Genomic DNA, 14,661 nt, shown 5'->3' with positions numbered 1-14,661 from the left:
CCTGGCGTCCTCCAGCATCCCCGCCAGCCTCTCCCTCGGGTACGCCGGGTCCAACGGCACGTACGCCCCTCCCGCCTTCACTATCCCCAGCACCCACTCCACCAGCTCCGCCGAGCGCTCCACGCACAGCCCTACACGCTCGTCCGCACCTACCCCCAGCCCTCTCAGGTAGTGCGCTATCTGGTTGGCTCTCTCCTCCAGCTCTCCGTACGTCCTCTTCTCTTCCCCGCACTCCAACGCCACCGCTCCCGCCCTCTCCTTCACCCTCTCCTCGAACTCCTCCCCGATGCTCCTCTCCCTCGGGTACTCCGCTCCCGTCTGGTTCCACTCCTCCAGCACCCTCCTCCTCTCCTCCCCCCTGAGCAGCGACACCGCTCCCAGCCGCCCCTCGGCTCCCTCCACCAGTCCTTCCAGCGCCGCCTTCCAGTGCTCCAGCACCCTCCTGGCGCCGCCTTCCTCCATCCTCGCCGCCTCGTACGACACCCTCAGCAGCACTCTCTCCCCGGGCACCACCGCCACCGTCAGCGGGTAGTTGGTGCGCTCCACCACCTCCGCCTCCACCTCCAGCCCTCGCGCGTACTGCTTCGCCGCCGCATCCAGCGGGTAGTTCTCGAAGACCAGCAGGCTCTCGAACAGCGCCGCTCCCCGAGGCACCTCGCTCCAGCTCTGCACCTGCACCAGCGGACTGAACTCCCTCTGCCTCAGCTCCGCCTGGCCCTCCTGCAGCTTCCTGAGCCACTCCACTACCGGTTGCCTTTCCTCCAGCTTCACCCTCACCGGCAGCGAGTTGATGAACAGGCCCACCATCTCCCCTACCCCCTCCAGCTCCGCCGGCCTTCCCGACGCCGTCGCCCCGAACACCACATCCCTCTGTCCCGCGTACTTGCCCAGCACCAGCGCCCACGCCGCCTGCGCCAGCGTGTTGAGCGTCAGCTGGTGCTTGCGCGCGAAGCCCTGCAACCGCTCCGTCTCCTCCTTCGTCAGCCACTCCTTCTCCTCCACTACCTCCACCACCTCACCCGCCTTCTCCACCTTCCCCTTTCCCGCTGGCAGCGGCGTCGGCTCCCGGAAGCCCTTCAGCTCCTGCTTCCACCAGCCCTCCACCTCCTCCACCTTCTGCCTGCCCAGCCACTCCACGTACCGACTGAACCGCGGCGCACGGCCCAGCTCCAACTCACGACCCTGGCGGCAGGCCTCGTACTGCGCGAACAAATCCTTGAGCACCACGCCCAGGCTCCACCCGTCCAATGAGAGGTGGCTGTGGCTCCACACCAGCCGGTACTCCCTGTCGGCCAGCCGCACCAGCGTGAGCCTCATGAGCGGCGCCTTGCTCAGCTCGAGCCCCTTCGCCTTGTCCTTCTCCAGGAGCGCCTCGAGCTCGCGCTGCTGTTGCTCGGCCGGCATGCCCCTCCAGTCCTCTTCCCTCCAGGGCAGCTCGACCTTCGCCTCCACCACCTGCACCGGCTCGGCCAGCCCCTCCCAGAGGAACGCCGTCCTCAACGCGGGGTGCCGGCTCACCACCTTCTCCCAGGCACGCCGCAGGGCCCCGCTCTCCAGCTCCGAGCGGATGCTCCAGGTGAGCTGCTCGAAGTACACCCCTGTCTCGGGTGCCAGCCGCACGTGGAACAACATGCCCTGCTGCATCGGAGACAGCGGGTACACGTCCTCCACCTCACCCCGTCCCCGCAGCACCTTCTCCAACTCCTCCTGGCTCAGCTTCGCCAGCGGGAAGTCGGACGGAGAGAGCCGTTTCGCGTCGGGCGAACGGCGGTTCGCGACGAGCTCCCGCAGCCCCGCGAGGAAGCTCGCGGCCAGCGCATCGATGGTGCTCCGGGCGTGGAGATTCTCGCTGTACGTCCAGGTCAACTCGAGCCGGCCGCCGAGCACGTACCCGTTCACCTCCAGCACGTGCCCGCGCGCCTCACCCGAGTCCTGCACCGGCCCGCTCGACTCCCTGGCCGGCGCGAACACGGACGATTGAGCCGCCACTCCGTCCAACTGCCCCAGGTAGTTGAACGCCACCTGCGCGCGCGGCGTGCCTCGCGGCGCACCTCCGCCCTCGCGCAGGTAACGCACCAGCCCGTACCCCACACCCTTCCCGGGCACCTGCCGGAGCGTCTCCTTCACCGCCCGCAGCGCGTCCCCGGCGCCGCCGCCCACCGGTACCTCCAGCTCGACCGGGTACACCGCGGTGAACCACCCCACCGTCCGGGTGATGTCCACCTCGTCCCCGAACAGCTCCTCTCGCCCGTGCCCCTCCACCTCCACTCGTAGCCGAGCCTTTCCCGTCCACGTCGACAGGCCCCTGGCCAGGCCCGCCAGCAGCACCTCCTGCACGCTGGCCCTCCACGCGCCTGGGACCTCTTGCAGCAGTGCCCGCGTCTCCTCCTCGCCCAGAGAGACCTTCACCTCCCGAGCCGACCCGACCGTGTTGGCCCCGCCGGCCCTGTCCACCGGGAGAGCCGGCACCTCATGGCTCAGCAGCTCTCGCCAGTACGCCGCCTCGCGACCCACCTCTTCCGAGCGCGCGTACGTCTCCAGCCGCTCCGCCCAGCGCTTGAATGACGTCGTCTTCTCCGGCAGTGCCACCGCCGTGTTCGCACGCAGTTGCTGATAGGCCGTCTGCAGGTCCTCCAGCAGCACGCGCCACGACACCGCATCCACCACCAGGTGGTGCGCCACCAGCAGCAGTCGCGCGGAGCGGGCGGCACCGAGCTCGAAAAGGACCGCCTGGAAGAGAGGTCCCCGCGAGAGTTCCATTCCCGCGTGGACTCGCGCCGCACCCGACTCGATGGCGGCCTTCAGTCCTTCATCCGGCGTGCCCGAGAGATCCACCCGGCCCAGCGTCACATGTACGTCCAGGCCCGCGTTGAGCTGCGTCCAGCCCGAGTCGGTGCGCTCGAAGCGCATGCGCAGCGCGTCGTGGTGCTCCACCACGTGCCGCAGCGCCTTCTCCAGCAGCGCCGCGTCCAACGCCTCGCGCACCTCCAGCAGCACCGCCTGGTTGAAGTGCTCCGGCTTCTTCAGCCCCTTCTCGAAGAACTCCCTCTGGACGGGCGTCAGCGGCACCGGGCCTTCCACCACGCCCTGCTCTCCCCGCGCCTTGCTCGCGGACACCACTTCCGCCAGCTCGGCGATCGTCTGCCGCGCGAAGAGCTGCTTCGGCGTGATGCGCAGTCCCTGTTGTCCCGCCTTCGCGATGATCTGCAGGCTGAGGATGGAGTCGCCGCCCAACTCGAAGAAGTTGTCGTGCACCCCCACCTTCTCCACTCCCAGCACCCCCGCCCATATCCCCGCCAGCTTCTCCTCCTCCGGCGTCCTCGGAGCCACGTACTCCCGCGCCTCTCCCCTCACCCTCTCCGGCTCCGGCAGCGCCTTCCTGTCCACCTTCCCGTTGGGCGTCAGCGGCAGCTCCTCCATCACCACCACCGCCGCCGGCACCATGTACTCCGGCAACCTCCCCTTCACGTACGCCCTCACCTCTCCCGCCTCCACCTTCCTCCCCGGCTGCCCCACCACGTACGCCACCAGCCTCTTGTGGCCCCCCTCCTCCTTCCTCGCCACCACCACCGCCTCCCTCACTCCCTCCATCCCCCTCAGCGCTCCCTCCACCTCCCCCAGCTCCACCCGGAAGCCACGCACCTTCACCTGCGTGTCCCCTCGTCCCACGAACTCCAGCACCCCGTCCTTCCTCCACCTGGCCATGTCCCCCGTCCGGTACATCCTCTCCCCTTCCCCTCCGTACGGGTCCGGCATGAACTTCTCCGCCGTCAGCCCCGCCTCCTCCAGGTACCCCCGCGCCAAGCCCTCTCCCGCCGTGTACAGCTCTCCCACCACCCCCACCGGCACCGGCTGCAGTCCCTCGTCCAGCACGTACACCCGCGTGTTTCCTATCGGCCGGCCAATGGCCACCACCTCCCCCACCTGCTCCACCCTCTCCATCCGGTGGCAGCTGGTGAAGAGCGTGTTCTCCGTCGGCCCGTAACACGCCGTCACCGGCACCTTCAGCTCCTCCAACACCCTCCTCACGTGCGGCGCCGACACCACGTCTCCTCCCGTCAGCACCTGCCTCACTCCCCTCAGCCCCTCCACCTTCGTGTCCACCACCTGCGTGAACAGTCCCGCCGTCAGGTGCAGCACCGTCACCCCCTTCCCCTTCACCACCCTCTCCAGCTCCTCCACGTCCCCCACCGGCCCCCTCGGGTACACCACCAGCCTGGCCCCGTTGAGCAGCGCTCCCCACACCTCCAGCGTCGAGGCGTCGAATGAAATCGGCGCTATCAGCAGCAGCGTCTCCTCCGGCCCCAGGTGCGCGTACTTCGCCCCCTTCACCGTCCTCAGCACGCCCCGGTGCTCCGTCAGCACTCCCTTCGGCCTTCCCGTGCTCCCCGACGTGAAGTCCACGTACGCCACCGTCCTCGGGCCCGCCCCGCTCCTCGGCGCCGTCTTCGGCTGCCTCCTCACCTCCTGCTCCACCTCTTCCCTCACCACCACCACTCGCCCTTCCAGCGGCAGCCGCCCCTCCTGCTCCCTCTCCGTCACCACCACCCTCGGCCTGGCGTCCTCCAGCATCCCCGCCAGCCTCTCCCTCGGGTACGCCGGGTCCAACGGCACGTACGCCCCTCCCGCCTTCACTATCCCCAGCACCCACTCCACCAGCTCCGCCGAGCGCTCCACGCACAGCCCTACACGCTCGTCCGCACCTACCCCCAGCCCTCTCAGGTAGTGCGCTATCTGGTTGGCTCTCTCCTCCAGCTCTCCGTACGTCCTCTTCTCTTCCCCGCACTCCAACGCCACCGCTCCCGCCCTCTCCTTCACCCTCTCCTCGAACTCCTCCCCGATGCTCCTCTCCCTCGGGTACTCCGCTCCTGTCTGGTTCCACTCCTCCAGCACCCGCTCGCGCTCCTGCGCCGTCAGCAGCGGCAGCTCCCCCACCTTCCTGTCCGGCTCGGCCACCGCTGCTTCCAGCAGTGTCCTCACGTGTCCGAACAGCCTCTCCATCGTCTCCGCGTCGTACAGGTCCGTGCTGTAGTCGATCGTCCCGGCGAAGCCGTCCTCCAGGTCCATGAGGTTCAGCGTGAGATCGAACCTCGCGGTGCCGCTCTCCGATGCGAGCGGATGCAGCGACAGCCCAGGCAGCTTCAGCTCCTGCTGGAGGTCCTGCTGCAGGATGAACAGCACCTGGAAGAGCGGCGAGTGGCTCAGGCTGCGAACCGGCTTCAGCTCCTCCACCAGCTTCTCGAAGGGCACATCCTGGTGCGCATAGGCGTCCAGCGTCGTCGTGCGCACCCGAGCCAGCAGCTCGCGGAACGTGAGCTGTGACGACAGCTTCGTGCGCAGCACCAGGGTATTGATGAAGAGGCCGATGAGGCCCTCGAGCTCGGAGCGGGTGCGGCCCGCGATGGGCGAGCCCACGCATACGTCGTCCTGTCCCGAGTACCGGGACAGCACCGTCTGGAAGGCCGCGAGCAGCGTCATGAAGGAGGTGACGCCCTCGCGCCGGCTGAGCTCGCGCACCGCGGCGGAGAGCTCGCGGGGGAGGCGGACGGGGAGGCTCGTGCCACGGAAGGACTGCACCGCGGGGCGAGGCCGATCCGTGGGCAGCTCGAGCACCGAGGGTGCTCCGGCGAGCTGCTGGCGCCAGTACGCGAGCTGCGCCTCCAGCGCATCGCCCTGGAGCCAGGAGCGCTGCCAGGCCGAGTAGTCCGCGTACTGCACGGGCAACTCGGGCAGGGGCGAGGGCCGACCGGAGTGGAAGGCCTCGTAGAGCGCGGCCACCTCGCGGATGAGCACGGCGGTGGACCAGCCGTCGGAGACGATGTGGTGCATCGTCAGCAGCAGCACGTGCGAGTGCTCGCCAAGCGCCAGCAGCAGGGCGCGCAGCAGCGGGCCGCGAGTGAGGTCGAACGGCTGCCGCGCCTCCTCGACCGAGATGCGCCGCGCCTCCTCTTCACGCGAGGGCTCGGGCAGCTCGCGGAGATCCACCACGGGCAAGGGCAGTTGCACCGAGGGCACGATGACCTGCGCCGGCTGTCCCTCCACGTCCTGGAACAGGGTCCGCAAGGCCTCATGCCGGCGTACGATCTCCTGGAAGGCACGATCCAGCGCGGCCACGTCGAGAGGGCCATCCAGTCGCACCGCGGCCGGGTTGTTGTACAGCGGGCTGCCGGGCTCCATGCGGTCCAGGAACCACAGCCGCTGCTGCGCGAAGGACAGGGGGAGCGAGCCAGTGCGCTCCACGCGAAGCAGGGCCGGTGCGCGCAGGGCCCGTCCGGCCTGGAGCTCCGCCTCGAGCCTCACCGCCAGCCTGGCGACGGTGGGGGCCTCGAAGAGCTCGCGCAGGGGGAGCTCCACGCCGAAGAGTGCGGAGATGCGGGAGATCGCCTGCGTGGCGAGCAGCGAGTGGCCGCCCAGCTCGAAGAAGTCGTCATCGACGCCCACGCGATCCAGGCCGAGCAGTGGCGCCCAGACTTCAGCGAGTTGGCGCTCGGTGCTGGTGCGAGGGGCCACGTAGGGCCGCTCCTGCTCGGGACGCGAGCCATCGGGAGCGGGCAGGGCCTTCTTGTCCACCTTGCCCGAGGTGCTCAGCGGCAGCGTCTCCAGCACCACCCACGCCGAAGGCACCTGGTGCTCCGGCAACCTCTCTCCCAACCACGCGCGCAGCAGCCCCACTTCCACCTGTTGGCCGGGCCTGGGCACCACGTACCCCACCAGCCTCTTGTTTCCCGCCGCGTCCTCCTTCTGCGCCACGGCGGCTTCCCTCACCGCCGGGTGCCCCATCAGCACCGCCTCCACCTCCCCCAACTCCACGCGCATTCCGCGCACCTTCACCTGCTCGTCCAACCGTCCCAGGTACTCCAACTCCCCCTTCTCCGCCCACCTCACCTTGTCGCCCGTCCGGTACAGCCGCTCTCCCGCCCTTCCACTCACCCCGTCCGGCACGAACCGCTCCGCCGTCAGCTCCGCCCTCCCCACGTAGCCCCGCGCCAGTCCCTCTCCTCCCACGTACAGCTCTCCCGCCACTCCCACCGGCACCGGCCTCTGCGCCTCGTCCAGCACGTACACCCTCACGTTCCCCCACGCCCTTCCCACCGTCACCCTCTCCTCCACGCTCCCCGACGTGATGGTCGCGCACACCGTCACCTCCGTCGGTCCGTACGCGTTCAGCAGCTTCCTTCCCTTGCCCCACCTCCTCACCAGCTCCGGCGTGCACGCCTCTCCCGCCGAGATGATTGTCCCCAGCCCCTCCAGCCCCTCCTCCTCCTGCTGCGCCAGCACCGAGGGCGTCAGCGTCACCGCCGTGATTCCCTCCTGCCTCAGCAACCCTCCCAGCGCTTCACCCGGCAGCAGCTTCTCCTTGGGCGCCAGCACCAGGCTCGCTCCGGCCACCAGCGCTCCGAACACCTCGCACACCGACGCGTCGAAGCTCATGCTCGCGTACTGCAGCACCCTGCTCTCCGGCCCGTACCCGTGCGCCTTGCCCGCTTCCCTCGCCGTGTTGCACAGGCCCCGGTGTCCCAACATCACTCCCTTGGGCCGTCCCGTGCTCCCCGACGTGTAGATGATGTACGCCAGGTTCTCCGCTCTCACCCCTGACTCGGGTGCCTGCGCCGGCTGTGCCTCCACCTGCGCCCACTCCGTGTCCAGGCACAGCAGCAGCTCTCCCTGCGCCGGCAGCTCGTCCGCGATGTGCTCCTGCGTGAGCACCACCGACACTCCGGCGTCCCTCATCATGTACGCCAGCCGCTCCGCCGGGTAGCTCGGCTCCAGCGGCACGTACACCCCTCCCGCCTTCAGGATGCCCAGCATCCCCACCACCAGCTCCAGCGAGCGCTCCACGCTCAGCGCCACCCTCACCTCGGGCCCTACTCCCAGCCCCCTCAGGTGGTTGCCCAGCTTGTTCGCCCTCTCCTCCAGCTCCCGGTACGTGAGCTTCTGGCCTTCACAGGACACCGCCACCGCTTCGGGCCTCGCCCTGGCCTGCTCCGTCACCAGCTCGTGGATGCACTTCTCCCGAGGCCACTCCACCTCCGTGGCGTTCCACTCCTCCAACACCCTCCTCTGCTCCTCCTCGGTGAGGAGCGGGAGCGCGGACACACGCTGGCCCGGATTGGCAACCGCGGCCTCCAGCAGCGTGCGCAGGTGGCCAACCAGACGCTCCATCGACGCCGGCTCGAACAGGCTGGCGTCGTAGTCCAACGTGCCCTCGAGGCCCCGCTCCGTCTCCGAGAGCAGCAGCACCATGTCCAGCTTCGCCGCCCCGGAGTCGAGCACCTCGAGGTCCAGCGACAGCCCGGGCAGCTCGAGCTGGCCGTCCGGCACGTTCTGGAGGACGAGCTTCACCTGGAAGAGGGGCGCATGCGCCAGGCTGCGCTCCGGATTGAGCGCGCGCACCAGTTCCTCGAAGGGCAGATCCTGATGCGCGTAGGCGCCCAGGGCCGACTCCCGCACCTGCGCCAGCACCTCGCGGAAGGAGGGATTGCCCTCCAGACGCGTGCGCATGACGAGCTGGTTGACGAAGAATCCGATGAGGCCCTCCGTCTCCGCGTGATGGCGGTTGGCCACGTCGGTGCCCACGACGATGTCCTTCTGCCCGCTGTAGCGGGACAGCAGCACCTGGAAGCCGGCGAGCAGCGTCATGAACACCGTGGAGCCCTCGCGCTGGCTGAAGGACCGCAGCGCGCTGGCCAGGGTGGAGGGCAGCATCACGGGGAGGGACGCACCGCTCCGGTGATTCGAGCTCGAGCGAGGCCGATCCGTGGGCAGTTCCAGCACCGGAGGCGCGCCTTCGAGCTGCTGGCGCCAGAACGCGAGCTGCGACTCCAGCACCTCGCCCTGGAGCCAGGAGCGCTGCCACACCGCGTAGTCCGCGTATTGCACGGGCAGCTCGGGCAGCGGCGACGGTCGGCCCGACAGGAAGGCCTCATAGAGGGCGGCCACCTCGCGGACGAGCACCGCGGTGGACCAGCCATCGGAGACGATGTGGTGCAACGTCACCAGCAGCACGTGCTCCTGCTCGTCCAGCCGCAGCAGGGTGGCACGCAGTAGCGGGCCGCGCGTGAGATCGAACGGCCGCCGAGCCTCCTCGTGCGAGAGCCGCCGCACCTCGTCCTCGCGAGAGGACTCGGGCAGCGAGCCCAGATCCACTCGCGCCAGGAGCCGTACCGGCACGGAGGAGACGCTCTGGACGGGCTGCCCCGCCTCGAGGCGGAACGTGGTCCGCAGCACCTCATGGCGCCGGAGCAGCTCGCCGAGAGAGCGCTCCAGGGCGGCCACGTCGAGCGTCCCCCGCATGCGGACGGCCGCGGGCATGTTGTACGAAGCCCCATCGGGTTCGAGCTGCTGGAGGAACCACAGCCGCTGCTGGGCGAAGGACAGCGGCATCGCCTCCTGGCGCGGCGCGGCCCTCAGCGGCGGCACGCGCGAGCTCTGGCGTGCGCGCAGCAGTGCCTCGATGCGCTCCGCCAGCCCGGCCACGGTGGGGGTGGCGAAGAGCTCGCGCAGGGAGACCTCCACGCCGAAGGCGGCACGCAGACGGGAGAGGGCCTGCGTGGCGAGCAGCGAGTGCCCACCCAGTGCGAAGAAGTCGTCGTCGCTGCTCACCCGCGTCACGCCGAGCAGCTGTGTCCACTGTCCCGCGAGCATCTCCTCCACGGGGGTGCGCGGAGCGACGAAGTGCGCGTCCTGGCCGAGCCGGTCCGGCGCGGGCAGGGCCTTGCGATCCAGCTTGCCGTTGGGGTTGAGGGGCAGCGCCTCCAGGGGGACGAAGGCCGAGGGCACCAGGGCCTCGGGAAGCTTGCCCTTGAGCCAGGAGCGCAGGGCACGAAGTTCCGAGTCCTGACCGGGCCGAGGCACCACGTAGGCGACCAGCCGTCTGTCGCCGGGCACGTCCTCGCGGGGCACCACGGCGACCTCGCGCACGGCCGGGTGGTCCTTGAGGACCGCCTCCACCTCGCCCGGCTCGATGCGGATGCCGCGCACCTTCACCTGGCCGTCCAACCGGCCCAGGTACTCGATGCGGCCGTCCGCCAGGAAGCGCACGCGGTCACCGGTGCGGTACATCCGGGCTCCCGCGTCCGCGCTGAACGGATCCGGCACGAAGCGCTCGGCCGTCAGCTCCGGCCGTCCCAGGTAGCCGCGGGCCACACCCACGCCGCCCACGTAGAGCTCACCCGGCACGCCCGAGGGAGCGGGCCGCAGGGCCGGATCCAACACGTACACGCGCATGCCGCGCAGGGGGCGGCCGATCGACGGCCGCTGCGCATCCACGTCGGTGTCGATGGTGGCGCAGATGGTGATCTCCGTCGGGCCATAGGCGTTGAGGAAACGCCGGCCTGGCTTCCACCGGCGGATGACCTCGGGAGTGCACACGTCACCGCCGGAGATGAGGGTGCTCAGCGCCTCCAGCCCGGTCTCTTCCTGCTGTGCCAGCACCATGGGCGTCAGGGTCGCCGCCGTGATGCGCTGCTCCTTCAGCAAGGTCCCCAGCGCCGAGCCCGGCAGCAGCCGCTCCCTGGGCGCCAGCACCACGCACGCACCCGCGACCAGCGCGCCGAACACCTCCCACACCGAGATGTCGAAGCTCAGGCTCGAGAACTGGAGCATCCGGCTCCCCGGCCCGCAGCCATGGAGCCTCGCGGACTCCAGGGACTCGTTGCCCAGGCTCCGGTGCACCACCAGCACGCCCTTGGGCCGGCCCGTGCTGCCCGACGTGTAGATGACGTACGCCAGGTTGTCCGCATCCAACGGGGAGACGGGCGCCTCGCGAGGCAATGACTCCACCCGGGCCCATTCCGAATCCAGGCACAGCACGCGAGCGCCGTGCTCCCTCGGGAGCTGGTCGAGGACCGTCCGCTGCGTGAGCAGCACCGGTACCACCGAGTCCTGGAGCATGAAGGCCAGACGCTCGGCGGGGTACACCGGATCCAACGGCACGAAGGCACCACCGGCCTTGAGGATGCCCAGCATCCCCACCACCAGCTCCAGCGAGCGCTCCACGCACAGGCCCACGCGCACATCGGGCCCCACGCTCCACGACCTCAAATGGTGCGCGAGCTGATTGGCCCTCACATCCAGCTCCCGGTACGTCAGCCGCTGGCCCTCGAAGTCCAGGGCGTCCGCGTCCGGGCGCGCGGCCACCTGCTCCGCGAACAGCTCGAGCACGAGACGGGAATCAGGGGCGGGCCCGGCGAGGCCACTCCACTCCACCAGCAGCCGGTGACGCTCCTCCGGGGGCAGCAGGGGCAGCGCGGAGACGGACAGCTCCGGACGCGAGACGGCGCCCTCCAAGAGGGTGCACAGGTGCACGGCCAGCCGCTCCATGGTGCCGGCGTCGAACAGGTCGGTGCTGTACTCGAGGAAGCCCGAGAAGCCCTCGGCCGAGTCGGTGAGGGACAGGGCCAGATCGAACTGCGCCGTCCGGGTGTCCACGTCGAGCCTGCGCAACGACAGCCCAGGCATGGACAGGTGCGGCTGCACGTCCTGCTGGAGGACGAACATGACCTGGAAGAGCGGGGAGCGGCCGGGCTCGCGCTCGGGCTGGAGAGCCTCCACCAGCTTGTCGAAGGGCATGTCCTGGTGGGCGTAGGCGCCCAGCGTCGTGTCGCGAGTCCTCCCGAGCAGCTCGCGGAAGGACAGCCCTCCGGCCACCCGGGCGCGGAGCACCAGGGTGTTGGCGAAGAAGCCGATGAGCCCCTCCAGCTCGCGCCGGGAGCGGCCCACGATGGCCGAGCCGACGCAGAAGTCCTCCTGTCCCGAGTAGCGGTGGAGCACCGCCTCGAAGGCGGCCAGCAGCACCATGAAGGGCGTGACGCCCTCGCGCCGGCTCAGCTCGCGCACGGCGGAGGACAGCTCCGCGGGAAGCCGCACGGGGAGGCTCGCTCCCCGGAAGCTCTGCGCTGAGGGGCGGGGACGATCCGTGGGGAGCTCCAACGCGTGGGAAACGCCCTCCAACTGCTTGCGCCAGTACGAGAGCTGCGACTCCAGCACGCGGCCGCACAGCCACTCGCGCTGCCAGGCGGCGAAGTCCACGTACTGCACGGGCAGCTCCGCCAGCGCGGGAGCCCGGCCGGACGAACAGGCCTCGTAGAGCGCGGCCACCTCGCGGACGAGCACGCCCATGGACCAGCCGTCCGAGACGATGTGGTGCACCGTCAGCAGCAGCACATGCTCCCGCTCACCCATCCGGAGCAGGGTGGTGCGCAGCAGCGGGCCGCGCGCCAGATCGAAGGGCTCGCGAGCCTCCTCATCCGCGAGCCGTCGCGCCTCGGCCTCGCGCGCCGCTTCGGGCAGCGTGCTCAGGTCCACCACGGGCAGCCTCACGCCGACCGCCGGGGAGATGAGCTGCACCGGCACCCCACCCTCGTCGGCGAGGGTGGTCCGCAACGTCTCGTGACGCCGCACCAGCTCGGCGAAGCTCCGCTCCAGCGCGGACAGGTCGAGCGCCCCCGAGAGCCGCACCGCCGTGGGGATGTTGTGGAGCGGGCTGGAGGGCTCGAGCTGGTGGAAGAACCACAACCGCTGCTGGGAGAAGGACAGGGGCAGACCGCCCTCGCGAGGACGGCGCGAGAGCGGAGCACGAACCTCGGAGCCCTGACCGCCCGCCAGGCGCCGCGCGAGCCCGGCGATCGTCGGGCCCTGCAACAGGACCTCCATGGGAAGCACCACGCCCAGGCCCGTCTCGATCTCGTTCGTCAGCTCCACCGCCGCCAGCGAATCCAGACCGTAGCGGGTGACGGGCTCGTCCGTGCGAACCGACTCCGGGCGCACCCGGAGCCGCGCGGCGAGACGCGACACCAGCCAGGACTCCAGCGCCTGCTGCGTGGTGGGCACGTCCCGTGACGCCGTGGCGGCCGGTGGCTCTTGCCGGGGCTGCTCCGGGACGGGCGCCTCGCGGCGCTCCTCCTCCTCGCGCCACGACAGCACCGAGCGCAGCTCGTCCGCGAGGAAGGCCGCGCGGGTGGCATGGCGCTGCACCTTGCCACTGGACGTCTTGGGCAGACTGCCCGGCTCGATGAGCGCCAGGGCGTGGAGCTGCACCTCGTGGCCCTCGGCCAGCCGCTGACGGATGATGCCCGCGGCCTCCTCGGCCGCCAGGAGTTGCCGCCGCAGATCGCCCTGTCCGCGCAGGTCGATCTCCTGGACGACGACGAGCCGCTCCTGCCCCTCCACGTCGACGGAGAAGGCGGCGCCGCACCCCTGCCGCAGCGCCGGGTGGGCCTGCTCCACCGTCAGCTCGAGGTCCTGCGGGTAGTGGTTGCGCCCGCGCAGGATGATGAGGTCCTTGCGCCGTCCGGTGACGAAGAGCTCCCCGTCCTCCTGGAGGAAGCCCAGGTCGCCGGTGCGAAGGAAGGGACCGTCACCCTCCGCCGTGCGAGCGAGGAAGACCTCCTCGGTGGCCTCGGGCTTGCGCCAGTACCCCTGGGCCACGGAGGAGCCCGACACCCAGATCTCCCCTACCCGCCCCGGCGGGCACGCCACGCGCGACTCCGGATCCACCACGAGCAGACGCTGCTCCTCCAGCGTGCGGCCGCACCCCACGAGCGTGCGCTGGCCACCGTCGCGAGGAGCCTCGGCCCGTCCCTTCTCGAGGGCCGCCGTGTCCAGCGCGCGCAGCACCGGCGCGGCCTCCATCGCTCCACCCGAGACGATGAGCGAGCCCTCGGCCAGGCCATAACAGGGGTAGAAGGCCTCGCGCCGGAAACCACATGGCCCGAAGGCCTCGGTGAAGCGCGCCAGCGTCTCCGGGCGGATGGGCTCGGCGCCGCTGAACGCCACTTGCCAGGAGCTCAGATCCAACCCCCGCCGCTGCTCCGGGGTCATCTTCCGCACGCACAGGTCGAAGGCGAAGTTGGGGCCACCGCTGATGGTCGCCCGGTGGCGAGAGATGGCCTCCAGCCAGCGCGAGGGGCGCTTGAGGAAGTCCAGCGGTGACAGGAGGGTGACGGGGAACCCCATGTACAGCGGCTCGAGGATGCCGCCGATGAGACCCATGTCGTGGTAGGGCGGCAGCCAGATGACGCCCACGCTGCCCGGGTGGGCGCCGAAGGCCCCGGCGATCAGCCCGAGGTTGTGCAGCAGGTTGCGGTGGCTGAGCATCACCCCCTTGGGCGTGCCCGTGGAGCCGGAGGTGTACTGGAGGAAGGTGAGCGAGTCCGGCCCCGTCTCCGGCCGCCGCCAGGAGGACTCGAGCCCGGCGGGCAGCTCGTCCGTGGCCACCCACTGCAGCTCGGCCAGGTCGGGCGACTGCTCGAAGAGGAACTCGCCCATGGACACCACGAAGGAGGTGCTGAGCACCACCGTGGCCTGGGCGTCCTGGATGATGGCGCGCAGCCGCGGCAGCGTGCGCTCCAGACGCACCGGATCCGGCGGGTACGCCGGCACGGCCACCATCCCCGCGTAGAGGCACCCGAAGAAGCCCGCCACGTACTCCAGGCCCGGCGGGTAGAGCAGCATCACGCGATCTCCCGCGCGCGCCCTCGCCTGGAGCGCGGCGGCGATGCGCCGGGCCTTCAGCTCCAGCTCGCCGTACGTCAGCGTCGGCTCCCCGCCATCCTCCTCCACGAACGTGTAGAGCCTCTCCCCAGGACGTTCGGAAGCCCTGGCCTCCAGCAGTTCGACGAGCGTGTGGTGCGTGGAAATACGACGGAACGATGCGGACAT

General features: G+C 70.3%; 1 protein-coding gene (only partly in view). It reads right to left on the bottom strand.

Features of this window, described 5'->3' with window-relative positions; all coding sequences use genetic code 11:
• A protein-coding gene (locus tag JRI60_RS19375) for a non-ribosomal peptide synthase/polyketide synthase (RefSeq protein WP_204227343.1) crosses the window boundary here: on the bottom strand, window positions 1-14,661 show its 5' portion. It extends 1,590 nt beyond the left edge of the window; only the first 14,661 of its 16,251 coding nucleotides appear in the window; the start codon lies at window positions 14,659-14,661; its stop codon lies beyond the left edge, outside the window.

The sequence above is a fragment of the Archangium violaceum genome (genome assembly GCF_016887565.1).
Taxonomy (GTDB): Bacteria; Myxococcota; Myxococcia; order Myxococcales; family Myxococcaceae; genus Archangium; species Archangium violaceum_B.
This window is presented reverse-complemented; position numbering and strand designations above follow the sequence as displayed.